The sequence below is a fragment of the Ferrimonas balearica genome, from assembly GCF_019802055.1.
GTDB lineage: Bacteria > Pseudomonadota > Gammaproteobacteria > Enterobacterales > Shewanellaceae > Ferrimonas > Ferrimonas balearica_A.
Map to the genome: position 1 here is coordinate 452476 of NZ_JAHVHW010000007.1, position 23184 is coordinate 475659.

Below are 23184 nucleotides of genomic sequence, written 5' to 3' on the forward strand. Positions count from 1 at the left end.
TGGTTCAGGCGTCCTCGCCTTCGGGCAACTGCCAGTCGCCTCCCAGCGCTTTATGCAAAAACAGCAGGTGCTCCGCGGTGTTGAGTTGGGCCATCAACGCTGCGTCCTCCATCAGATTGACCTGGCGCTGGGCATCCAGGACAGTGAGATAGTCCACCAGACCCGCCCGATAGAGGGAGCGCGCTTTGCTGGCCGCCAATCGTGCCTGTTCAGCGGCTTGTTCTATCTGATCCCGGTGTGCCTGTTGATTGCCGTAGGCCATCAGGGCGGTTTCCACCTCGTTAAACGCGCCATTCACCCGATGCTGATAGGCCAGAGCCGCCTGTTGGAATCGTGCTTCCTGCATGGTCACCAGCGCTTCGCCACGGCCACCGTCAAACAGGGTCCAGTTGACGCCGACGCTCGCGAGCCAGGCGTCGGAGCCAGAAGCGAACAGGTCGCCGAAATTCTCGGCCAGCGTCATCGGAGAACCGGTCAGGTACACCTTGGGATACCGGGCGGCAATGGCGATGCCCACCTCCTGGTTCAGGGCCGCCATCTCCCGCTCAGCCAGGGCGATATCGGGCCGTCTTTGAAGCAGGTCTGATTTCAGGCCCACTGGCACGGTTTGCGTGATTTCGGGTAAGGGGCGGTCACCGAATCGCTGGCTTGTCGCCGCCGCGCCCTCTCCGAGCAGGGTGGCCAGCCGATGCAGGTGTGCCTTTTCCGCACTGTGCAGCATCGGCAGGGTGGAGCGGGTGGCGGCCAGCAACGCCCGCGCCTGAGCCAGGTCGAGTTCCGAGCCATAACCGGAGTCCACCAGACGTTCCACCAGTTCCAGTGTCTGTGTCTGCTGCGCAATATTGCGCTCCGCTATGGCAATGCGGGCCTGGGCACCACGGTATTGCAGGTAGTTGTGAACCGCTTCTACGGTCACCATCTGCAGCGTCGCCTGACGCAGGATTTCAGCCTGCTCAAGGCGGATCCCCGCGAGCGAATCCATGGCATCCAGGCGTCCGGCCAGATCCAACTCCCAACTGACATTAACGCCCACCGCAAAGGCACCGTTATCCCGATCCAGAAGGTTCAGGGGCTGGCCCGCTCCGGGTTGTCCGAAGTCAGGCATGGTGGCGGTTAGAGCACCACCGGCCAGAGGGTCATATTCACTCAGCCGGTAGTGTTGATACCCCCCGCCCACGCTGATGGTGGGGATCTTGGCGGTGGCCACGGCAGTGTGGTAGGCGCGGGCACTCTGTACCCTAAGCTGGGCCACCTGCAGCGAGATGTTCTGCTGCTGTACCGTGGCCACCAGAGCATCCAGTTCAGGATCGTTAAAGCGGGTCCACCAGTAGGGCTGCTCGACCGGCGTGGTACTGACCCCCTCAGTGTGCTGATACAGGTAGAGCTCATCCGCTTCGACATGGGGTGGTTGGTAATCAGGGGTAACACTGCAACCGGCCAGCGCCATGGCGGCAATCAGGACAGAGAATTTACGCATGGGCAGGCTCCAGTTCGGTCAGGATTTTCGGTTCGTGAAACAGCAGCCGGTACAGTGCCGGCATGATCAGCAGGGACAGCAGAGACGCCACGCACAGACCGCCGATAATGGCGGCTGCCATCTGGTCAAACAGTTGGTCGGACAGCAACGGAATCATCCCCAGCGAGGTGGTCAATGCCGCCATGGAGATTGCCATGGTGCGGTTCAGCGTGGCATCGACGATCGCAAGGTCCAGCGCCTTACCCTGTCGGCGTTCCAGTTCAATCTGGTCCATCAGGACGATGCCATTTTTGATGATCATGCCCGACAGCGCGATGACACCGACAATCGCCATAAAGCCGAAGGGTTTGCCGAACAGCCAGAGACCACCAATCACGCCGATCAACGCCAGAGGCACGGTGCCAAAGATGATGAAGGGCTGGCGGTAGGCGCTGAACATCGCCATCAACACGATAAACATCAGCAACAGGGCCTTTGGGGTCTGGAGCAGGATGTCGTCTACGGCACGCTTCTCGTCGTAGTACTCTCCGCCCCACTCAAACCGGTAACCGGGTGGCAGCGGGATCGCTTCTATCTGTTCGGCAATGGCGTTACGCAACTCAGCCGGAGTGGCGTCCAGCACCCCTGCCTGTGCGGTGATGGTGCGTACCCGATCCCGCCGCCAGATAAGGCTTTGTTCACCCTGCACGTCAAAGCGTTCCACCACCTGGCCCATCGGTACGCTGAACGGGCTCAGCAAGCCGCGTACCGGCAGATCATGGAGCTGGCTCAGATCCGTATCGGTGCTGCGCAGTTTGATGGGCACCAGATCACTGCCGTTGCGTAACTGGCCCACGGTCAGGCCGTCTGAAGCCAACTGCAATGTGCGGGCGACGTCGAAACGGGTCACGCCAGCCAGACGCGCCTGCTCCTGGTTCAGTACCGGCACCATCAGCGGACTTTCCTGACGCCAGTCGTTACGGACGTAGCGGGCATTGGGATGGGCGCTCATGATCGCTTCGGCCTGGGCCGAGAGGTCGCGCAGCACTTCAGGATCCGGTCCGGAGAAGCGGGCCTCCACGCTGAACTTGTCCTTGGTCGCCAGTTTCAATGCCCGGAAACGAGGCTCGGCGTTGGGAAAGGACTCGGCCAGCCAGGCATCGCCCGCTGCGGTCAGAGTGGCGATGGCCTCAAAGTCGCGGGTGTTGATCAGGATCTGACCGTAAGCCGCATCCAGCCCCTCCGGCTCAACGGTCACGGAGAAGCGAGGGGCGCCAGCACCGACAAAGCTTGCGAAGTTGGTGACTTCGGGGCGCTTCGCCAGCCAGCGTTCAATCGCTTCAATATCCTCTGCGGTTTGTTCAATCCGACCGCCATTGGGTGCCCAGTAATCCAGAAACACCATGGGACGGTCGGAGGTGGGAATAAAGTTCACCTTGATAAAAGGCAGGGCGAACAGTGCCAGTGCGAGCAAAGGCAGAAGTCCGGCCAGGGTGGTTTTGGGGTTTGTCACGCTCCATTGCAGCACCCGTTTGAAGCCGAGGTAGAACCGCCCCTCCTGGGCCGCTTCTTGCGCGGGTTTCAGGAAGGCCCAGCACATTAGCGGGGTGATGGTCATCGCCACCAGCCAGGAGAGCAGCAGGGAGCTGGCGATCACCTGCACGACGGAGAGAGAGAACTCCGCCGCGTCGGTTTGTGAGAACAGGGTTGGCGTCGTGCCAAGGATGGCAATCGCGGTGGCACCCAACAGCGGCCAGCCCATCTCTGCTACCGCTTCCTGCGCGGCGTTGCGGCGGGCCAGACCCTGTTTCAGTTTTGCCTGGACCAGATCGGTGATCACAATGGCATTGTCTACCAGCATGCCCAGCGCCAGGATGAACGCGCCCAGCGACACCCGTTGCAAATCGACGCCAGCCAGGTTCATAAAGATCAGGGTCAGCAGAATGCTGAGCAGCAAACTGACACCCACAATGGTGGCAGAGCGCCAGCCCATAAAGATGAGCAGCACACCCACCACAATGGCGAGGCTTTGCAGCAGGTTACTGACGAAGTTGTTGATCGACTTCTCTACCTCATCCGGCTGAAACGCCACTACGCCGACTTCGGTCCCAAGGGGCAGACTGGCTTCGAATTGGGCGAGTACCTGATTGAGGCCGGAACCCAGGCTGACGACATTGACGCCCTCAGCCGGGCTGACCGCCAGGATGATTGCCGGATGACCGTTGTAACGGCTGAGGTTCAGAGCGGGGGTTTGTTCGCTCATTTCGATGCGGGCAATGTCGCCCAATCGAATCAGGCCGTGGCTCAACTCGCCCAGGCTGCCTTTGAGCATCAGGTTCTCAATCTCTTCGACCGACTCAAATCGGCCGCTCTGTGCAACCCGAACGCGACGGGACCCCATATCAAAAGCGCTGGTGTCCACATTGAGGTTGTGGCTGTTGAGCTGGTTCAGCACCCCGGCCAGTGTCAGGCCAGAAGCCGCGAGGCGCTCCGGCGGAATCACCAGATTGAGCTCCTGCTCCACCACGCCGTGCAGGGCCACTTTCTTGATGCCGTCAACGGTGTTGAGTTTACGCTGAAGGGTTTTGGCGTGCGTTTTGAGTTCGGCCATGCTCAGGTCATCGCTGTAGACCGCAAACAGCATGCCGTAGACCTCGGAGAACTCATCCATCACCACAGAGATCTGGGCTTGAGGGGGCAGTTCAAGCGCGATGTCGTTGACCTTGCGTCGCAGCAGGTCCCACTCCTGGGGCAGCTGTTCCGAGCGAACCGACTCTTTCAGGTCGACAAAAATGGTGGAGATGCCGGGTTGGGAGAGAGAGCGGAGTTTCCAGAGGTTGCCCATCTCCTGGAACCGTGACTCCACCTTATCGGTAACCAGTTGCTCCACCTCTTCGGCGCTGGCGCCGGGGTAGAGAGTCACGACAACGGCACTTTTCACCGTAAAGGTCGGGTCTTCCAGCTTGCCCAGATCGAAGTAGGAGTAAACACCCGCCACGACGCACAGCACCGTAAAGAACAGCACAAAAGTGCGTTGGCGGATGGCGAAGGTGGCCAGGTTCATCGTGCCACCTCACGGATGGTGCCGACGGCATCCCCGGTATTCAGATAGTGGGCACCGGCGACCACAATGCGGTCACCCGAGAACAGGGTGCCCTGGACGCAAAGGTGGTTGCGCTCCTGGCGAACCACGGAAACCGGAATGCGTTGCGCTTCTCCAACGGAAACGCGAACCACCTGGTTCAGCCCCTGCTCAAAGATCACTGCGGATTCCGGCAGACAGAAGCTGGAGGGCTCGTGGGTGCCTTGCCAATGCAGTTGCACCGCTTTGCCCGGGTGCAGGTCGACGTCGCGGTCGATAAGTTCAAAGGTGGCCGAGTAGGTGCGCTTCAGGGGGTGGGGCTGGCTGGCGATCTCCGTGGCGACACTTTTCAGGGATTGGGCACTGTTATGCCAGCGCACGGTGGCTTGCTGGCCCTTGGAAAAGGCCTCAAGTCGGCTCTCGGGAACGTCCACCACCACCTGAAGGGCGTCGGGCGTATGCAGGGAAAGGATGGGTTGCCCTTCGCTAATCAGCTCGTGGGGCTCGATAAATCGTTGGCCAATCTGGCCGGAAAAGGGAGCCCGCAGCTCGGTGTAGCGTACGCCATCCCGCGCTTTCTCCAGATTGACCTTGAGCACCGCGACGGCTGCGTCGGCGCGGGCGGCACCGGAGCGGGCGCGGTCCAGATTGACGTCCGCCATGGCGTTGTCCCGAATCGCCTGTTCCACCCGTGACCGTTCACTGATAGCCAGCGCCTGAACCGCTTTGGCTTCGGCCAAACGGGCTTCGAGTTCCGCCACGGTAAGGGCATAATCGTGGTCCTCAAGACGCGCCAGGAGTTGTCCCGCTTCCACCCAGTCCCCCACTTTGACTGACAAGGCTCCCACTCTTCCCGGCACCTTAAAGCTGAGCTGCGCCTGTTGTTGCGCTTCGACAACACCACTGAAGCGCACCTGAGCGGATGCCGCCGGGTCGGTCAAGCTGATGACATTGATTGGGCGAAGTTGCGCATGACTTGGTGGAGGGGTGTCATTGTGACTGCAGCCGGTCAGGGTCAGACCGATAAGTAACGATAGGGCAGGGGTTTTTCTCACGGGGAGCACTCCAGAACAGAATAATGGAGCGCATTTTATTGATTTGAATATCGAGAATAATCCGGCCTTCGCGAGTTTCACTGTCTTGAAAAGTGAGACAATTGGCGTTGGCCTCGCGGCAGAGGAGGCGATGCAGGGTTATGCGGTGATTTTGGGTACCTCCGTTAACAACCACTCCATCAGCAGACGCGCGCCATGGCTTAGGCCCATCCGGTCCCGGTAGACCAACCACACCTCCTCCTGGGGGCTTTTGATGTCGGTCAGCAGGGGAACCAGTTCGCCGCTCTGGACGTGCTGAAATGCCTGAAGCTCCGGCAAGTGGCAGATCCCGGTACCATCCAGCGTCGCCCGCCGTAGGTAGGTCATGCTGTTGCTGATCAGCGTGGCCTCTACCGGAACCGATGCGTCCTCAAAGTGCCAGTGACGCTCGGTGCGGCCATCGGGCCAGCGAAATCCCAGCAAGCGGTGGTGGGCGAGGTCGGTCAGTTTCTCAGGGCAGCCATTCTGGCTGAGATACTCCGGGCTTGCATACAGGGCACGACCAAAACGGCCCATAGAGCGCGCAACAAAGCTGGAGTCTTCCAGTTGACCGGCGTGAAGGCTCAGATCGAGCCCCTGGGTGATGATGTCCTGATAGCCCAGCGTACTGATGTACACCTCCAGAGAGATTCTGGGATAGCGGGTCATAAACTGTTGCAGCAACGGGTGGAGAATCAGTTCCGCTTCCGGCAGCAGTCCCAGTTTCACTTTGCCTACGGGGTGCAGGCTCTGGCTGCGAGCGGAGTCCAGGGCGGCGTCCAGTTGCGGCATCAGGATCTCGAAACGCTGATACAACTCCTGACCGATGGGGGTGAGGCTGAGCTTTCGGGTGGTGCGGGTGAAGAGGGTGCTGCCGAGGCGCTTCTCAAGCTCATTGATGCGGCGACTGACGTTGGCGCGGGGCAGGTCCATCGCTTCCGCTGCCGCAGAGAAACTGCCCAGTTCCACCACAGTCATAAAGAGTTTCAGGTCGTCAGTGCGCATGGTGGCTCCTTACCAATCTGGCGCCATTATGGCGAAAAAGGGCGGGCAAGGTAACGGCATCCCGGTTAAGGCCAATGATTTTGGGATCCATCAGACACGAAAAAGCCCGCCAATTGGCGGGCTTTCGGGTCAGGCTCGGTATCAGTTACCGGTTTTCAGCTTTTCCCAGTACTCGATGTAGATGGCCAGGGCCTCGTCACCGACATCCTGCTGGAACTCGCCCTGCTCAACCACCTCGGCGGGCGGGAAGATGGCGGCGTTCTCGGAGTACTCCGGATCCAGCATGCCGATGGCGGTCTTGTTCGGGGTGGTGTAGCCCAGGTATTCCACAACCTGAACCGCCACTTCCGGACGCATCATAAAGTCGATGAACTTATGAGCGTTCTCGACGTTGGCGGCACCGGCCGGGATGGCGAAGCTGTCTACCCACAGGGCGGCACCCTCTTTCGGATAGACGTACTGAATCGCGTCGTCTTCCTGCTGAGCCATAAAGGCTTCACCGTTCCACAACATACCCAGGTTCACGTCGCCAGCCAGGAAGGGCTCACGGGGGGCGTCAGAGTTGAACACCAGCACATTCGGCATCAGGCTGCGCAGCAGCTCATAAGCCTGCTTGATCTCTTCCGGGTTGGTGCTGTTACCGCTGTGGCCGTTGATGCGCAGCGCCATATGGAACACTTCACGCACATCGTTGGTCAGCAGCAGGCTGCGTTTCCACTTGGGATCCCACAGGTCTTTCCAGCTGGTGATGGTGGCCGGATCGATTGCGTCAGAGTTCACACCAATGGCGGTGCTGCCCCACACGTAAGGGATGGAGTACTGGTTCTTCGGGTCGTACGCCTTGTCCAGAACCGCCGGGTCCAGGTGCTTCAGATTGGTCAGCTTGCTGTGGTCGATCTCATGCAGCAGACCCTCTTTGGCCATTTTGGAGATGAAGTAAGCGGAAGGCACGATCACGTCGTAACCGGTGCCCTTCTGCAGCTTCAGTTTGGAGTACATCACTTCGTTGCTGTCGAAGGTGGCGTATTCCACCTTGATGCCAGTCTCCTCAGTGAACTGTTCCAGAACGCCTTCCGGTACGTACTCGGTCCAGTTATAAACCACGACCTTCTCTTGTGCCTGGGCCATACCGGTCAGGGCAAGCAGGCCGGCAGCGCACAACAGCTTAGCGGCTTTCATTATATTTTCTCCTCGTCAACAGCGAGATAAGCAACGTCATGATGAGCGAAATGCCCAACAGTAGGGTGGCGATGGCGTTCACCTCCGGAGAGACCCCGACCTTCACCATGGAAAAGACCCGAATCGGCAGCACTTCATAGCTGGGTCCAGTCACGAAGGAGCTGATGATCACGTCATCCAAGGATAGCGTGAAGCTCAACAGCCAACTGCCAGCGATGGCCGAGCTGGCCATCGGCATGATGATCCGGGTAAACACCAGGCTTTCGCTGGCGCCCAGGTCCCGGGCCGCGTCCACCAGGTTTTTGTCAAACCCTTTGAGTGCCGCATACACGGTGATCACCACGAAGGGGAGACAGAAAGTGATGTGGGAAAGCAGCAGACTCCAGAAGCCCAGCTGGATCCCCATGGCCATAAAGATCACCAGGAAGGTGATGGCCAGCACGATGTCCGGGGACATCATTACAACAAACAGCATGCCACTGGCCGCCGGTTTGAGGCGGAAGTGGTAACGATGGATGGCGTGGGCCATCAGAGTGCCGATCACCGTGGCCGCCGTGGCGGCCAGAATCGCCACCGTCAGCGAGTGGGTAAACGCCTGCATCAGAGCATCGTTATTAAACAGCTTCTCGTACCATTTCAGGCTGAAGCCGTTCCACTTGTGGCCGTACTTGGATTTGTTGAAGGAGTTCACCACCAGTACCGCCATCGGCAGGTACAGGTAGAAGAACACCAGGCCAATCAGCAGCCATTTAGAGATTCGAGTCATCGAGACCTCCCTGGCGTTGAATCAGACGGTTGGCGTAGTAGTACGCTCCAAGCATGACGCCCATCATCAGGATCAGTGCGATGCTGATGGTGGCTCCGAATGGCCAGTCGCGCAGCACCAGGAACTGGTTCTTGATGACGTTACCCAGCAGCAGGTTGGTGGCGCCACCAAGCAGGTCCGCCACGTAGAACATCCCCATTGCTGGCAGGAACACCAGCAGAGAGCCAGCGACAATGCCCGGAGCGGTCATCGGAAGAATGATGTGCCAGAAGCGGCGTACCGGGCCTGCGCCCAGATCGCGGCCCGCTTCAAGCAGGCTCTGGTCGAGATTCTCGAAGCTGGAGATCAGCGGCAGAATCATAAAGGGCAGCAGAATGTAAACCAGGCCAAGGATCACCGCCAACTGGGTGTAGAGCAGCGGCAACGGGCTGTCGATCAGGCCGATAAACTCCAGGAAGCTGTTCACCAACCCCTTGTTGCCCAGAATGATCTTGAAGGCGTAGGTCCGGATCAGGCTGTTGGTCCAGAACGGCACGATCATCAGGAACAGCACCAGCATCCGCTGGGGACGGGGCAGTTTGGCCACGATGTAGCCAAAGGGGTAGCCGATCAGAAGGCACAGAACGGTGGCGTAGAACGACAGCACCAGACTGTCCCACAGCACGCCCAGGTAGAGCGGGTTCCACAGCTTGCGCAGGTTGTCCAGGGTAACCGGGAACACCGCCAGGTGTTCAGGGTTCGGTGTCAGAAAGCTGGTTGCCAGCACCAGCAGGTGCGGTGCCAGCACGAACACCCCGAGCCAGCTCAGGGTCAGGATGATCACCAGTGGACGGAAACGAACAAATTGGCTCATCAGAGCTGGGACTCCGATTTGATGACGTGCTCCCATCCGTGCACCCAGTCTACCCAGACCTTCTGGCCCAGACGGTAGTCAAAGTCCGGATCGTCCTCGTCAAAGAATTCACTGGCGTGCAGACGCATGCCGTTATTGAGCTCGATGATGGAGTCGAGGGTCTTACCCTTGTAGTTACGCTCGCGCACGTGGCCGATAAAGCCCGGCTTGTCGGGGGCGTCCTCGATGTATTCGATGCGCAGATCTTCCGGACGCAGCAGGATCTTGATGTGATCCCCCACAGAGAACACCTTGTCGGTACGGATCTCACGATGGTGGTCCGCCATCTTGGCGATGTAACGCAGGTCATCCAGCTGTTCGGTGATCACTCCATCGATGGCATTGATCTCGCCGATAAAGGAAGCCACAAACACGTTTTGCGGGCATTCGTAGATCTCACGCGGTGTGCCAACCTGCTGTGCCACGCCGCCATCCATCACCAGGATGCGGTCGGACATGGAGAGCGCTTCCTCCTGGTCGTGGGTCACATAGATGAAGGTGATCCCCAGCTGACGCTGCAGCATCTTCAGTTCCACCTGCATCTGCTGGCGCAGTTTGGCGTCCAGGGCAGAGAGGGATTCGTCCAGCAGCAGTACCTTGGGGCGGTTGACCACGGCGCGGGCAATTGCCACACGCTGGCGCTGACCACCGGAAAGCTGGTGCGGCTTGCGGTCGGCATAGTCGGCCAGACGCACCATCGCCAGTGCGTCCCGCACCCGGGTGTCGATCTCCGCTTTGTCGATCTTGGACATGTTGAGGCCAAAAGCGACGTTGTCGAATACCGACATATGGGGGAACAGGGCGTAGCTCTGGAAGACCGTGTTGACCGGGCGACGCTCAGGCGCGACCTGCGCGATGTCGGTGCCATCCAGTTCGATGCGACCTTCGTCCGGCAGTTCGAAACCGGCGATCAGACGCAATACCGTGGTTTTTCCGCAACCAGACGGACCGAGGATGGTGAAGAACTCGCCGTTGGCGATCTCCAACTGGAAATCGTTCAGCACGGTCTGGTTACCAAACCGCTTAACGATACCGGACAGGGAAAGAATGGGTTTGTTGGACACGGGCGTATCTTACAAGAAAAGGACCAACCCTAGATTTTAATGCGTTAGGGCCAATTCGCAATGACGGATCCGGACCGATTTGACCACAAGTGGACAATTCTCCACCAAAGATTTCCGTAAGTTAGCGGCAATGTTACGGCGTCGGGCGTGTTGCGCGATTATCCGGTTACCAAGGGGGAAAGGGGGTAAGCGATCACTTTGTGGCTGAGTGCGGCGCCGGTGGAGTGGGCGCGATCCCCTGGCTGTTCATCCAGGCTCGGATACGGCGGGCAAAGCTGAGGGCGTGGGGGCCGTCGCCATGCAGACAGAGAGTGTCGATCGTTAGCGTTATCGGCTGGCCCTCAACACTCTGAATCGATTGGCCGGTCACCAACGCTTTCGCCTGTTGCAGGGCTTCTTCGTCACTCTCCAGTACGGCGTGGGGATGGGAGCGGGGCACCAGTAAGCCATCCGCCTGGTAGCGGCGGTCTGCAAAGCCCTCCCGGGCAACGGCGAGCCCGGCCCTTTGACCGGCATCGATCAGGGCGCCACCGGCCGCCCCCACCAACACCAGCACGGGATTGAAGGTCTTGACCGTTGCTGCGATGAGCGTCGCGAGTGTTGGATCGGATGAGGCCTGATTGTAGAGGGCACCGTGCGGTTTGACATGGTGCAGGGTGCCGCCCAAGTCGCGTGTAATGGCATCCAGTCGTATCAGTTGGGAGCGCAGCAGCGCTTCTAATTCGTCGTCCGACAGTTGCATGGGACGGCGACCGAAGTGGTCCGGATCGGCGTAACCGGGATGGGCTCCGATCGCGACCTGATGTGACAGCGCCAGTGCCACGGTACGACGCATGGTGTCCTCATCGCCCGCATGGGCGCCACAAGCGATGTTGGCGGAGCTGATCAGTGGCATTAACTCGGCGTCCTGATTAGCCGGTCCGGTCAACTCACCCAGGTCGCAGTTCAGATCCATGCGCATGGTACAGGCTCCTGCCACTGATGAGCGAAGGCGATGGCCAACCGGTTCAGGGCGATCTGACGGTGGTGTTTCTCCTGACGTGCCGACTCAAGCGAGACCTCGACAAAGCTCAGGGGGTCACCGGGTCGGGCCTGGGCCAGCTTGGGCAGATCCACCGAAGCGACCACCGCCATCCTGGGGTAGCCTCCCGTCGGCTGGCTGTCTGCCATCAAGACGATGGGTTGGCCATCCGGCGGTACTTGAACGGTGCCGGGCACGACGCCATCGGTGATTGGCTCTCTGGTGCTTACCGGTTCCAGTGCCGGCCCCACCAGTCGGCATCCCATGCGATCAGAGTCGGCACTCAGTCGATAAACCCGTTCGCACAGGGCGGAGAGCCCACCACGAAACCCGTCCGCTTCCGGGCCGGCTATGACCTTGATCGGGGCTGGCGCCGTGCGGGAGCGGTTGTTGCGGGGCACCCGGGCGGCGATTCCTTTGGGGACGGCTCCTCGAAAGCGCGGGTAGGGCAGGGCATCCCCGCGTCTGATCCGTCGTCCCTGCAGGCCGCCCAGCCCGGCGCAGATAAGGGTGGAGACACTGCCCAACTGTGGCGCGACTTGCCACCCCCCTTTAATGGCCAGATACCCTCTACAACCGGATTGCAGCGGGCCTATCGCCAGCTTCGCGCGGGCGGGGATCGCTACGGGCTGGTGCATCGGCACTGGGGTGCCATCCAGGCGCGCATTGACCACTCCGCCGGTCAGTGCCACCACCGTGGGAAAGTCAAACTGAAGCGTCGGCCCCACCAGGGTGTACTCCAGCACCGCGCTGTTGGTGTGTTGAGCCAACAGCAGGTTGGCAATGGCTGCTGCCAGTGGGTCCACCGCTCCAGCCGCTGGTAAGCCGAGGTGTCGGTAGCCACTTCGGCCAAGGTCCTGCACCGTGGTCAGTACGCCGCTGCTCAATACGGTAGCGGTCATGGCGCCTCCCGGGCGAGTTGCTCAAACTGTGCCAGCGTGATGGGAACAAAACGCAGCGAGTCACCAGGCTGAAGGCGGGTAGGCGGACGTTGATCAAAATCCACCAACGGCAGCGGGCAGCGCCCAATCAACTGCCAGCCACCGGGGCTGGCATTGGGGTAGATCCCGGTCTGTTCACCCGCAATCCCGACCGAGCCAGCTTCCACCTGAATACGGGGAGTACGGTGTCGAGGGGTGGCGAGGCTGGGGTCGAGTCCGGTGAGGAATGGGAAACCCGGGGCGAATCCCAGAAAGCGCACCTGGTAGAGTGGCGCCGTATGGCGTCGTATCACTTCTTCGGTGGTGAGGCCGGTGTGGCGGGCCACCGCTTCCAGGTCCGGGGCCAGGCTGGGGTGGTAGCAGACCGGCAGTTCTACCGGGGCAGAGCGGTTTGGCTCGGCTCGCTTTTCTTTTTTATCCAGGGCGGTGAGGGCCTGTTCCAGAGCGGAGGTTACCGTGGCTTCCGGCTCGGTGACTTCGCTGGCCAGGTGAAGGGTCAGGCTGTGGTAGGCGGGGACGGCGTCGAGGTACTCGGGTCGGGCCCGCAAACACTCCCCGAGGAAAACCCAATCCACATCGTCGGTCGGTAAGGCGGTGATCAGCAGGGCGCTGTCACCCAGTGAGTGCAGTTGAAAACGGGGGGAGTCCTTAGCCACCATCCTCTCCTGAAGAAAGAACACCTTAGCTCACTCTACCCTATGTCGGGGCAACAGGCGATGTGAGGGGACACTCACAACCACCAGCGATTTCAGTTCGGCGGTGGCGGGTTGGCGACTTTGTGGTAGAATCGCGCGCCAAATGGCGTCCGGCACGCCAGCATCCTGGGCCAATCGGGGTGTTAAGGGCCGGTCTTTACTGGCCCACCGCAGGAAGCGTGCCCTTGATAGGGTGGTGGCGCTACAATAGCAGGGAAGTTGTAACCCAAGCTGAAGTGATCCCAGCGATGAAATTCCCCGGTCAACGCAAATCCAAGCACTATTTCCCCGTCGAGTCTCGGGATCCGCTCACTAATGAGCTGAACCCGGTCATTCAACCACGTCACACCCACGTCACGGGCATCGACCAGACCCTGGTGGACATTGAAGCCCACGTGGACGAGGAATTCATCGCTCGTCACGGCCTGAAAAAAGGCAACTCCATGCTGATCGATGACGCCGCCGCGCACGCCCTCTACGAGGAACTGCAGGAGCAAGCGCTGATCACCGAAGAGTTTGCCGGCGGCACCATCGGCAATACCCTGCACAACTACTCCACTCTGGCGGACTCCCGCTCCGTGATGTTTGGTGTGATGAGCCGCAACATTCAGATCGGTTCCTACGCCTACCGTTACCTGTGCAACACCTCCTCCCGGGTGGACCTGAACCAACTGCAACCGGTGGACGGTGCAATCGGTCGCTGCTTTACCCTGGTCACCGAATGCGGAGAGCGTACCTTCGCCATCTCCAAAGGGTGCATGGACAAACTGACGCCGGAGTATATCGACGAGAACCTGGTGAAAACCGGTTCCGCTCTGGTGCTGACCGCCTACCTGATGCGCGCTGGCGATGACCCGATCACCGAAGCGGCCATGACCGCCATCCGCTACGCCCACGAAGCGGACGTGCCGGTGGTTCTGACTCTGGGTACCCGTTTCCTGATTGAGCAGGATCCGCAGTTCTGGCGTGATTTCATTGCCGAGCACGTGACTGTGCTGGCGATGAACGAAGAGGAAGCGGAAGCCCTGACCGGTCATGCTGATCCGCTGCTGGCCTGTGACCAGGCCCTGGAGTGGTGTGAGCTGATTCTCTGCACCGCGGGCCCCAGCGGCCTCTACATGGCGGGTTGGACTGAAGAGGACAGCAAACGGGAAACCAGCCATATGCTGCTGCCCGGTGCGATCCCGGAGTTTAACCAGTACGAGTTCTCCCGTCCGATGACCCGTGCCCAGTGCGAGAAGCCGATGAAGGTGTACTCCCACATTGCGCCGTTTATGGGTGGTCCGGAGAAGATCAGCAACACCAACGGTGCCGGTGATGGCGCACTGTCGGCTCTGCTGCACGATATGGCGGCGAACGAGTACCACAAGCTGAATCTGCCGCAGTCCAGCAAGCACCGCATCGCGGGCTTGTGCTACTCCTCTTTTGCCCAGATCTGTAAGTACGCCAACCGCGTAAGCTACGAGGTGCTGGCGCAGTACAGCCCGCGTCTCTCCCGTGGTCTGCCTGAGCGGGAAGACAGCCTGGAAGAGGCCTACTGGGAGCGTTAATTCGCCTGACCAGTACCGGAGACGGGAAGGGGAGACCCTTCCCGTTTCTTTTTCGGGTGGATCCCGGTGGCAATGGTGTCGTCCCGGTGTTAGACTCGCCCGCCTGTTTTTTGCCCCCACCTGTGGCGGGCCCTGTCAGCGCGACAATAATGAAGCCTGAAGGGCGTGGTACGCGGAACCTGAGATGAAATTTCCCGGTCAACGCAATCAAAAGCACTATTTCCCGGTGGAAGCCCGGGACCCCGAAACGCTGGAACCCCAAATCCAGCCCAAGCGCACGCACATCTGTGGCATCGCCCAGACCCTGGTGGACATAGAAGCCCGGGTTGATGAGGAACTGATCACCCGGCACAGTCTGGTGAAAGGGAACTCGGTGCTGATCAACGACGATGCAGCCAATGCCCTCTATCGGGAGCTCAAAGAGCGTGACCTGATTGTTGAGGAGCACGCGGGCGGCACCATCGGCAACACCCTGCACAACTTTGCCACTCTCTCCAATGAGCGTGCCGTGCTGTTTGCAGTCATGGAGCGTCAGATTGAGATCGGCTCCTACGCCTACAAATACCTCGCCAACACCTCCTCCAAGGTGGACGTCAGCTACCTGCAACCGGTGGATGGCCCCATTGGTCGCTGCTTTACCCTGATCACCCCCTGCGGGGAGCGCAGCTTTGCCATCTCCAAAGGCGCGATGGACAAGCTGGAGCCCAGTGCCATCCGTCCGGACCTGATCCGTGAAGCGGGTGCCCTGGTGTTCGCTTCCTACCTGATGCGTTCCGGCGAAGGGGACAACATCGATCAGGCGGCGCTGGTGGCGATGGCGGAGGCCAAGGCCAACAAGGTGCCGGTGGTGCTGACTCTGGGTACCCGCTTCCTGATTGAGCAGGACCCGCAGTTCTGGCGCGAGTTTATTGCTGAGCACGTAACCGTGCTGGCAATGAATGAGGAGGAGGCGGAAGCCCTGACCGGCGAGCGCGACCCCATCAAAGCCTGCGAAGCCGCATTGGAGTGGTGCGATTTGGTGCTCTGCACCGTAGGGCCCGAAGGACTCTACACCGCTGGCTACAGTGACCGAGTTCAGCTGCGGGAAACCGAGTATGAACTGCGGAACGGCAGTATCCCCGGTTTTAACCAGTATGAGTTCTCCCGCCCCATGCGCCGGGAAGATTGTGTTGAGCCGGTCAAAATCTACTCCCACATCGCGCCCTATCTGGGTGGGCCACTGGCTATCCTCAACACCAATGGCGCGGGTGACGGCGCACTGGCGGCGCTGCTGCACGATATGGCGGCCAACCGTTACCACAGGCTTAATGTGCCGGCCTCCAGCAAGCACGCCTATGAGGCATTGTGCTACTCCTCCTTCTCCCAAATCTGCAAGTACGCCAACCGGGTGAGCTACGAAGTGCTGATTCAGCACAGCCCCCGCCTGTCCCGTGCCTTGCCGGAGCGGGAAGACAGCCTGGAAGAGGCCTACTGGGAGCGTTAAGCTTCGATAAACAGAAAAAGCCCCGCCAGATGGCGGGGCTTTTTTGATTTGGACAATGGCTGGTTGGTTAAGCCAGATCCGCAGCCAACTCTTCGGCGCTGACCACGATGGCTTCACCGGCCAGGCTGGGGGCGACGCCCACTTCGAAACCGTCTTTGGTCATGCCCGGAGCCCACTTCTCTACAAAGTCGGCCAGGTTGATGGTCATAGCGTGGCAGTTGGCGTAATCGTCTTTGATCCAGTTCTCCACCAGAATGGGGTGGTGCCACAGCAGCAGACACTGCTCTTTGCCGGTATTGATCAGGACACAGCCTTGATCGTCGGCCAGAGTGTACAGCGCTTGGTTGGCCTTGGCGGCCTCAACCAGATGGTCGTAACGACCCTGGCTGTCGAGGCTGTAAAACGCGTTGATCTGCTCTTGGGTTAATGCGTCAGACATGGGATGGCTCCTAAAAAATCTGGCGGCAGTATACCAGCCTTTGCCTCCGGGCCCACGCAATCCCTGCGAGTATTGCGCCCTCGGGCTGCTACTCAGTTGGATTCGGCTTTCTGGCGACGGGGCTTTAATCGAGAAAACGCGTCCTTAAACGGGGTGATATAGAGACCGATCAAAGTATCGTGGCCACGAACCTCTCCACCCGCCCCCAAAGAAAATTCACCCGCATCAGAGGCTTTGACCAGTGTGCCCCACATCCGATCCCAGATCGCCAGGGCGGAACCCATATTGGTGTCCCAGTGGCGGCGTTCGGCACTGTGGTGCACCTGATGCTGAGCCGGGCTGATAAACCAGTTTTCCAGCTTATCCCCCCAACTGACCCAGATGTGGCTGTGCCGCAGGTTGGATCCCATGACGTTAAAGAGAAACACAAAGACGTTGGCGCCGAGGATCTCCTGCATGGTCAGCACCGGACCAAACAGGTAATAGCCCAGCCCCACCACAAACCCCTGTGTCAGCGCCATGCGGCAGGCATAGAGGTAGCTCTCTACCGGATGGCTGCGGTAGATGGTCATTGGCGTCAGCACTTCGGCGCTGTGGTGGACCTTGTGGAAATCCCAGAGCAACGGTACCCGGTGCAGCAGCCAGTGCAGAAAGAAGCGGGTGAAGTCATCCACCAGAAACAGCATCAGGGTGAACAGTGCGGCGACCGTCGTTGCGGAAAGGTCCAGGTGAGTGAGCGGTCCAAAAGCCCACTCCAACAGCTCGGTGGTACCCAGTGCGACCGGCACCATGGTGAGGATGGCTGGCGCCAGAAGGCCGACCCGAATCAGCCGGTTGATCACCCAAAGTCCCAGGTCATGACGCACCGAGGGGTGACGGTAGATCGCCTTGGGAAACAGAAATGCCCCCAATCCTGCCAAAGTTCTGCGGGCGCCACTGGTCCAGAATACGGGCAGCGCCAGACCCAGTGCACCCAGCAGATAGACCCAGTAGATCCGCTTATTGGCGTCAGTGAGGTAGCCAGCCAGATCCATCAGGTTTTGCGTCAGCAGGTTGTCGGTGAGGGTTTCCCAGAACGTCATGGGTGTCTCCGGATGTCGAGATAACGGGGCGCCCGATTGGACGCCCCTGGCAGGGCTCAGAAGCCCAGACGGTAGCCGACCACAAACTGCTGCGGCTTATTGGGGCGTGCGCCGTAGGGACGACGGCTGACGATCTCCTCCTCATCGAGCAGGTTATCGACCTTGCCATACACCTCACCCCAATCACCCAGGTCATAGCTGGCGGCCAGATCGAGGGTGGTAAAGGCTTCGGTTTTCACGCCACTGAGGGTGACCCCTTCCCCGGAGGCTTCCAGCATCTCACTCTGGTAGCGCACCAGCAGATTGGCTTCCCACTGATTGCCAGCGATGCCCAGACCAAGAGTGGCCTGATGCTCCGGCAGGTAGGGCAGTTTGTCCCCTTTGCTGATGTCGCCCCACATGGTGAAGTCCGACTCAAAGTCGCTCTGGAACTCGGAGTCGGTGTAGGTGTACACCAGGGTCAGGGGCCAGTCGAAGCCGCCACCCCGAAGGGTGTGGGAGGCGCTGAACTCCAGCCCGTAGACGTTGACTTCACCGCCGTTGTACTCCTGATCGATGGTTTCGGAACAGGAGGCGGAAGCGGAGAAGGTGCAGCTCTCTTTCAGGTTGTCGAAGTCATTGAAGAAGGCCACGGTTTCCAGCTGGGTGTTGCCGTTACTGAAGCGGGTTCCCAGCTCGTAGTTGACGCTGGTTTCGCTCTCAATGGCGGGGTTCTGCTGAGGGCTGGTGGGCACAAAGCCCTCATGAACACCGGCGAACACGCCCCAGTCGTCACTCAGGCGGTAGAACACGCTGGCGCCGGGCAACCAGATATTGGTTTCCTTACGCAGATAGTCTCCTTCCGAGCCGGGCTTGTCGTTCTGGTAGAACTGGTCCAGAAATTCGCCGCGCACCCCCAGGGTGACTTCAAGCTTGTCCCAAACGAGGGTGTCCTGAAGATAGAGGGACCAGGCTTCGGTCTTCTCGGTATTCAGGGTTGCGGTTACCGTGGGATCACCGGTTTCCACCAACTGACCAGATTGCATCAGTACGTGGTCTTCGGTGTGATTACGGTGGATCTCGTCCTCGTGGTAACGCACCCCGGCATGGAGGTTGTGGTTCAGGGAGAACAGCTCGAAGGCGTAGCGCAGATCAGTCTGGATCCCCTGGGCGTAGTACTCCCGGTCATTGGTGCCCAATACCAGGGTTTCGAACGCCTGCTCACTGTCCTTGGCGCCGGTCAGAACGTCGTAGTAGATGGCGTTGATGCCGTCGTCCGGGTTCTGAAGGATGGTGGAGAGATCCCGATCCGTTGCCGGGTTATTCTGACTGGCAAAACCATTGAGCTTGCGCCAGGCCCGCTCAAAGTCATTGCGGTACACCCGGGTGGTCAGATCGAAGTTATCCCCGGCGATAAAGTGGTTGAACTGGAACTGGGTGTGGTCCCAGGTCATCTTGTCGTCGGCGCTGGCGGCGTAACGGCGGTTGGGGTTTTCGGCGAAGTCGGCGTCGGTCAGGCCCAGGTAGGTCTCATTGGAGTCCTCGTTGGCGTACACCATCTTCAGCTCAAACACCTGGGAGAAACGCTCGGTATCCAGGTTGTAGCGCAGCTTGGCCATCACTTCGTTCTTATCAAAGCCGGTGTCGCCGCCCCCATCCAACTCCTTGAAGCCATCGCTCTGTACATGCACGGCGTCCAGCAGGAAGCCGATGTCGCCAATGGTGTCACCGTAGTAACCGTGGGCCTTGAGGTAGCCATCGCTGCCCCCGGCCAGATCAATCTGACCCTCGCGGAACTCCGGCACCGCCCGGGTGGTCATGTTCAGCGCACCGGCCACCGTATAGGGGCCGTACTGAATGGCGGCCGGACCCTTAAACACCTCCACAGAGGTGATTTTGGCCATCAGTGGGAAGTAGTAGGCCGCAGAGGCGGAGTAGGGCGCGGGGGCGATCAACACCCCATCCTCCATCAGAGTGATCTTCTTACTCCGCTCCGGCGTGACGCCACGAAACCCGATATTGGGGCGCAGGCCAAAGCCATCCTCGGAGCGGATGTTGACGCCGGGCACCTGCGCCAGGATCCGCTCGATGTCGTCGTACTTGAACTTCTCCAGCTGCATCTCGTCCAGCAGGGTGGCGGAACCGGCCTCGGTACGGAGCCGGTCCTGGTGACCGATGATCTGAAGGGTTTCGTCATAGCGAACCGGGCTCGGATTCTCCTCCGGCTCGGCGGCAAGGGCGGGCGCACTCAGAGCCAGGGCGATGCTGGCGGCCAGCAGACTGGGCTGGCGGTGTTTAAAGGTCAGCATCAGTCGTTATCTCCGGCAGAGGTTGAGGGCAGCTCCAGCGCCAGGGCACTGATGAAATCCACCTTCATCTTGTCGGTGATCGCTTTGACTTCGGCGTGGGTCTGTTGCACCTGGTCCGGCTGTTCCGTCAGGGTTTGGGCCAGACTCTGCTCGTAACCGGCGGTGGTGGCGATGGCCGTATCGATGTCGGCGGCCATCTGCCCCGCCAACTCGCTGCTGCCCACTTCAATCAGGTAGTCGTCGAAACCGGTGCCCGCTTCCTCGCCTAACTGGCCAGCGAACATCGCCTTCAGGGCGCGCAGGTTGGCTTCGATATTGGCGATGGAGTGCGCGCTCAGCGGTGACTCCAGTACCGCTTCGCACTCCGGAGTGTTACAGGCGCCTGCAAACTGTTGATACGGGGTATCCAGCTTGCCGTCTTTGGTGACGGAATCCACGTAGAAGAGTGCGTCGGAAAGGTCGTTTACCGCATCATGAATGTCGGCGAAGTCACTGCCGGGCTGGCCGGCATTTTTCAGGATCGGGGCATACTCCGCCCACTGGCTGACCAGAGCGTCAGCGTTGCGGGACAGATCGGCGCTTACCTCTGCGGCAAAGTGGCAACGGGCCAGGGCTCGCTCCGCTTCGGGTCGATCGTTCCAGCCTGCCGGTGCGGTGGTGCCAGAGCAGCTGTGATCAAGGTTTTCGTTAAACAGCAGGTACTCCAGCGCGTCCAGCCCTTTGCGGGTTTCGGTGCGAAGGGTGATGTCGTAGGGCGTGCCATTGACGTTGCCCGCTTCAAAGTAGGCCACGTCCTGATCTACGGCACAGCGGCTGACTACCGGCCAGGAGTAGATCTTATTGCGCAGGTTGCTGTTATTCAGCTTCAGCGGCCCAATCTGCATCACCTCGGCGTACTGCCAGCGGGTCATGGTGTTTTGCCAGCCGGTGCGCGCGGTTTCCAGTGCCGAGTTGGGCTCCTGCTGTGCCGTCAGGGCGTCACAGTAGGCTGCGATCTGGTTGTTCAGTTGCCCGGCCTGAGCCGCAAATTCGGCGTAGGTGGGGGCGATGACATTGTCCGCCAGGTTGGCCACCAGGGCCGCCTGGTCGAAGGTGTCCGGCAGGGTCGGCTCACCGCCACCGCTGCCGCCGCCGTAATCAGGGCCTGGGGTGGCGCTGGTGCTCTCACCACAACCCGCCAGAGCCAGACTGACGGCCAGCGCGGTCGCAAGACGCAGTGGGGTCGCGCCGATGGGGTTTGAGTTGTTGTGCATGCTCACATTCCTTTTCTTGCAACAAAAGCCTGGGTCCGGAAGACCCAAGCTTTTTCACTCATCGGAGGGCCGTTACCCTTACCAGTTGGCCGCGTTGTCCGCGTTGATGCTGTAGGCTTCAGCCAGGATGCCGCGGGCTTCCAGCAGGCTGGCCTGGTAGCCTTCAACGTCACCGGTCAGCACCGGCAGGTCGCCCATCAGGGTGTGCAGTTGCTCAAACTGCGCGTCGGACAGCGCCTTGTTGGGGTTGAACTGCAGGCCCAGGGCAAAGCCCTTCATTTCGGACCAGTGCTTAGCCAGGTCGCTGTAGCTGAACTCGGCGCTGTTATCGGCCAGCTTGGCCAGATCAGCGTGGGTGTCGTTGATGTAGTGCACCACGGTGGCCACGATGGCCATCTCCCAGCTGTCTACGGCGATCTTCACCTGAGCTTTGAGGGCATCCAGTTGCTCCGTAGTCAGGGCACCTTCGGCATCGGCGATGATCTGGCGGCCGTTCAGGAAGGCAGTAATGGAGTCGGTGGTCATGCTGGTGGCAACGGTCGCGGCATAATCACGCTTGGCGGCATTGATGGACTGGCCGAAGTTGTACTCGCTCAGCAGGTCGATTTTGCCGTTGCCATCGGTATCGTGCTTGCCCTGCCAATCGTCTCGGCCACCCTTACCTGCCAACTCCTCGACGCTGTATTCCAGGTAATCCCGGGCGGCACCGAAGTAACCAAAGCCCTCGTCGTAGGTGTGTTCCAGGCTGGTGTAGCCCTTGTCATCCTTGTTGGCGACGTTGTCGGAGTTCAGTCCCTTACCATCCAGGTCGGCGTCGAGGTAGTCATCGGCACCCTGAGAGTAGGCAACGGCCATCAGCAGGAACTTCTGGATCAGTTGCTTCAGGTCACGACCGTCGGTGGTCAGGTAGATGCTGGTGATGTCGTTGCCATTGAGGTCCTGACGGATGCCGCCGTCCAGGTAGGCCTGAGCGTGGTCACCCAGCATGTCGAAGTAGGTGTACACCAGCGCCTCGGGGGTGGTGGAACCCTTGGTACCCCAGCCGGCAAACTCCCCGTTGTTCCAGTCTTTATGCTGACCCGTCGGGTCGTTACCGGCGATCTTGCCGGACAGATCCTTGTGGGAGGAGGAGATGTCGGCAAGGGAGGCCTGCTCGGCACCGTCAATAAAGTCCACCATGATGTTTTCGGCGGTGAGGTCATACTCCTCAGCGGTCATCACATAGAAGCTTTTCAGCTTAGCGATCACATCCGCTTTGCTGGTGAGGGTGCCATTTTCCAGATCGGCTTCGAGGTGGTTGCCGATGTAGTCGTTCAGTTCCGCAATCAGCACGTGGCGGGCGGTCTGACCGCTGTAGCTGACGCTGGAGCCATCACCAAAACGGCTGGTGAAGGTGTAGGTGTCCAGCAGGTCGTTGACGTCAATGGTGAGGGTTTTGCTGAAGCGGTTGTCGGCGCTGTCGGTAACGGAAACCACCACGTCGACGGTATTGGCCGCTTCAAAGTTCAGTGCCACACCTTCCGCCAGGGCCAGAGTGTCCCCGTTGATAACGAAGCGCTCATCGTCGGTGCTGAAGGTGAAGCTATCGCCAGCGTCGGCATCGGTGGCACTCAGTTGGCCGATGGTGGCGCCCTGACTGTTCTCATCAATGAGGGTGTTGGAAAGGGTGATGTCTGTTGGGGCGCTGTTGCTCGGAGCGGGGGAGGAGCCCGAACCGCCTCCACAAGCGGTCAGCATGGTGGAGAGGATGGCGGTGGCGATCAGCGTCTTTTTCAGTTCCATGGTCAATTTCCCAAAGTGTCCCAAACGATTCGGTAACAAGCTGGGCACAAATGTTAGATGAAACCAAACAAGAATCAATATCATTTGCAATCGCACGGCTAAATAATGTTCATTCCTCGGCTGTGGTCAAATA

The 23184-nt window shown here is 59.9% G+C and carries 18 protein-coding genes; 2 read left to right on the forward strand and 16 right to left on the reverse strand.

Annotation, left to right across the window (positions count from 1 at the left end):
- Positions 1–4: 4 nt before the first annotated feature.
- The 11 genes from KUV52_RS09635 to pxpB form a co-directional block, all read right to left on the reverse strand.
- Positions 5–1477, reverse strand: coding sequence for an efflux transporter outer membrane subunit (locus tag KUV52_RS09635; RefSeq protein ID WP_222525727.1), 1473 nt, complete (start codon positions 1475–1477; stop codon positions 5–7).
- On the reverse strand, positions 1470–4520 hold the full coding sequence (locus tag KUV52_RS09640) for an efflux RND transporter permease subunit (protein ID WP_222525728.1): 3051 nt from the start codon (positions 4518–4520) through the stop codon (positions 1470–1472). Before KUV52_RS09640 ends, KUV52_RS09635 begins: the two co-directional genes overlap by 8 nt.
- Complete coding sequence (locus KUV52_RS09645) at positions 4517–5593, reverse strand: efflux RND transporter periplasmic adaptor subunit (RefSeq protein WP_222525729.1); 1077 nt, start codon at positions 5591–5593, stop codon at positions 4517–4519. The genes KUV52_RS09640 and KUV52_RS09645 overlap by 4 nt, the downstream gene beginning before the upstream one ends.
- Before the next feature lie 138 nt (positions 5594–5731).
- On the reverse strand, positions 5732–6616 hold the full coding sequence (locus KUV52_RS09650; protein WP_222525730.1) for a LysR family transcriptional regulator: 885 nt from the start codon (positions 6614–6616) through the stop codon (positions 5732–5734).
- Positions 6617–6757: 141 nt separating this feature from the next.
- A complete protein-coding gene (locus tag KUV52_RS09655) occupies positions 6758–7795 on the reverse strand; it encodes an extracellular solute-binding protein (RefSeq protein WP_222525731.1) in 1038 nt (345 codons plus the stop codon).
- Positions 7782–8561: a spermidine/putrescine ABC transporter permease PotC gene (potC, locus tag KUV52_RS09660; protein WP_222525732.1), complete on the reverse strand. Its 780-nt coding sequence runs from the start codon at positions 8559–8561 to the stop codon at positions 7782–7784. Before potC ends, KUV52_RS09655 begins: the two co-directional genes overlap by 14 nt.
- The gene (potB, locus tag KUV52_RS09665) at positions 8545–9414 is read right to left on the reverse strand and encodes a spermidine/putrescine ABC transporter permease PotB (RefSeq protein ID WP_222525733.1); all 870 of its coding nucleotides are present in this window, start codon (positions 9412–9414) and stop codon (positions 8545–8547) included. The genes potC and potB overlap by 17 nt, the downstream gene beginning before the upstream one ends.
- Entirely contained in the window at positions 9414–10517 is a 1104-nt protein-coding gene (gene potA / locus KUV52_RS09670) for a spermidine/putrescine ABC transporter ATP-binding protein PotA (protein WP_222525734.1), read from the reverse strand. Before potA ends, potB begins: the two co-directional genes overlap by 1 nt.
- Positions 10518–10710: 193 nt before the next feature.
- Positions 10711–11478, reverse strand: a complete 768-nt coding sequence (locus KUV52_RS09675; RefSeq protein WP_222525735.1) for a 5-oxoprolinase subunit PxpA — start codon at positions 11476–11478, stop codon at positions 10711–10713.
- Positions 11463–12440, reverse strand: a complete 978-nt coding sequence (locus tag KUV52_RS09680) for a biotin-dependent carboxyltransferase family protein (RefSeq protein ID WP_222525736.1) — start codon at positions 12438–12440, stop codon at positions 11463–11465. Before KUV52_RS09680 ends, KUV52_RS09675 begins: the two co-directional genes overlap by 16 nt.
- The gene (gene pxpB / locus KUV52_RS09685; protein ID WP_222525737.1) at positions 12437–13135 is read right to left on the reverse strand and encodes a 5-oxoprolinase subunit PxpB; all 699 of its coding nucleotides are present in this window, start codon (positions 13133–13135) and stop codon (positions 12437–12439) included. Before pxpB ends, KUV52_RS09680 begins: the two co-directional genes overlap by 4 nt.
- Positions 13136–13422: 287 nt before the next feature.
- Here pxpB and KUV52_RS09690 point away from each other — a divergent pair, with 287 nt between their 5' ends.
- Together KUV52_RS09690 and KUV52_RS09695 are read left to right on the forward strand one after the other, a co-directional pair.
- Positions 13423–14724 (forward strand): inosine/guanosine kinase, encoded by a 1302-nt coding sequence (locus KUV52_RS09690; RefSeq protein WP_222525738.1) that lies wholly within the window; start codon positions 13423–13425, stop codon positions 14722–14724.
- Positions 14725–14908: 184 nt separating this feature from the next.
- A complete protein-coding gene (locus tag KUV52_RS09695) occupies positions 14909–16207 on the forward strand; it encodes an inosine/guanosine kinase (RefSeq protein WP_222525739.1) in 1299 nt (432 codons plus the stop codon).
- Positions 16208–16274: 67 nt separating this feature from the next.
- On the opposite strand, the gene KUV52_RS09700 is transcribed toward KUV52_RS09695, so the two are convergent.
- The 5 genes from KUV52_RS09700 to KUV52_RS09720 form a co-directional block, all read right to left on the reverse strand.
- Positions 16275–16646 (reverse strand): DUF2750 domain-containing protein, encoded by a 372-nt coding sequence (locus KUV52_RS09700; protein WP_222525740.1) that lies wholly within the window; start codon positions 16644–16646, stop codon positions 16275–16277.
- Between the two features lie 92 nt (positions 16647–16738).
- The gene (locus KUV52_RS09705) at positions 16739–17728 is read right to left on the reverse strand and encodes a sterol desaturase family protein (protein ID WP_222525741.1); all 990 of its coding nucleotides are present in this window, start codon (positions 17726–17728) and stop codon (positions 16739–16741) included.
- 56 nt (positions 17729–17784) lie between these two features.
- The gene (locus tag KUV52_RS09710; RefSeq protein WP_222525742.1) at positions 17785–20016 is read right to left on the reverse strand and encodes a TonB-dependent receptor family protein; all 2232 of its coding nucleotides are present in this window, start codon (positions 20014–20016) and stop codon (positions 17785–17787) included.
- The gene (locus KUV52_RS09715) at positions 20016–21269 is read right to left on the reverse strand and encodes an imelysin family protein (RefSeq protein WP_222525743.1); all 1254 of its coding nucleotides are present in this window, start codon (positions 21267–21269) and stop codon (positions 20016–20018) included. Before KUV52_RS09715 ends, KUV52_RS09710 begins: the two co-directional genes overlap by 1 nt.
- 78 nt (positions 21270–21347) lie before the next feature.
- Positions 21348–23051 carry a DUF4856 domain-containing protein gene (locus KUV52_RS09720; RefSeq protein ID WP_222525744.1) on the reverse strand — a complete coding sequence of 568 codons (1704 nt, stop codon included), beginning with the start codon at positions 23049–23051 and terminating at the stop codon, positions 21348–21350.
- Positions 23052–23184 lie beyond the last annotated feature (133 nt).

Excerpts from the sequence above, each read along its gene's own strand:
- KUV52_RS09635 (WP_222525727.1), bottom strand. The coding sequence starts at position 1,477 with ATGCGTAAATTCTCTGTCCTGATTGCCGCCATGGCGCTGGCCGGTTGC.
- KUV52_RS09640 (WP_222525728.1), bottom strand. The coding sequence starts at position 4,520 with ATGAACCTGGCCACCTTCGCCATCCGCCAACGCACTTTTGTGCTGTTC.
- KUV52_RS09650 (WP_222525730.1), bottom strand. The coding sequence starts at position 6,616 with ATGCGCACTGACGACCTGAAACTCTTTATGACTGTGGTGGAACTGGGC.
- KUV52_RS09655 (WP_222525731.1), bottom strand. The coding sequence starts at position 7,795 with ATGAAAGCCGCTAAGCTGTTGTGCGCTGCCGGCCTGCTTGCCCTGACC.
- potC (WP_222525732.1), bottom strand. The coding sequence starts at position 8,561 with ATGACTCGAATCTCTAAATGGCTGCTGATTGGCCTGGTGTTCTTCTAC.
- potB (WP_222525733.1), bottom strand. The coding sequence starts at position 9,414 with ATGAGCCAATTTGTTCGTTTCCGTCCACTGGTGATCATCCTGACCCTG.
- KUV52_RS09675 (WP_222525735.1), bottom strand. The coding sequence starts at position 11,478 with ATGCGCATGGATCTGAACTGCGACCTGGGTGAGTTGACCGGACCGGCT.
- KUV52_RS09680 (WP_222525736.1), bottom strand. The coding sequence starts at position 12,440 with ATGACCGCTACCGTATTGAGCAGCGGCGTACTGACCACGGTGCAGGAC.
- KUV52_RS09690 (WP_222525738.1), top strand. The coding sequence starts at position 13,423 with ATGAAATTCCCCGGTCAACGCAAATCCAAGCACTATTTCCCCGTCGAG.
- KUV52_RS09695 (WP_222525739.1), top strand. The coding sequence starts at position 14,909 with ATGAAATTTCCCGGTCAACGCAATCAAAAGCACTATTTCCCGGTGGAA.
- KUV52_RS09700 (WP_222525740.1), bottom strand. The coding sequence starts at position 16,646 with ATGTCTGACGCATTAACCCAAGAGCAGATCAACGCGTTTTACAGCCTC.
- KUV52_RS09705 (WP_222525741.1), bottom strand. The coding sequence starts at position 17,728 with ATGACGTTCTGGGAAACCCTCACCGACAACCTGCTGACGCAAAACCTG.
- KUV52_RS09710 (WP_222525742.1), bottom strand. The coding sequence starts at position 20,016 with ATGCTGACCTTTAAACACCGCCAGCCCAGTCTGCTGGCCGCCAGCATC.
- KUV52_RS09715 (WP_222525743.1), bottom strand. The coding sequence starts at position 21,269 with ATGCACAACAACTCAAACCCCATCGGCGCGACCCCACTGCGTCTTGCG.
- KUV52_RS09720 (WP_222525744.1), bottom strand. The coding sequence starts at position 23,051 with ATGGAACTGAAAAAGACGCTGATCGCCACCGCCATCCTCTCCACCATG.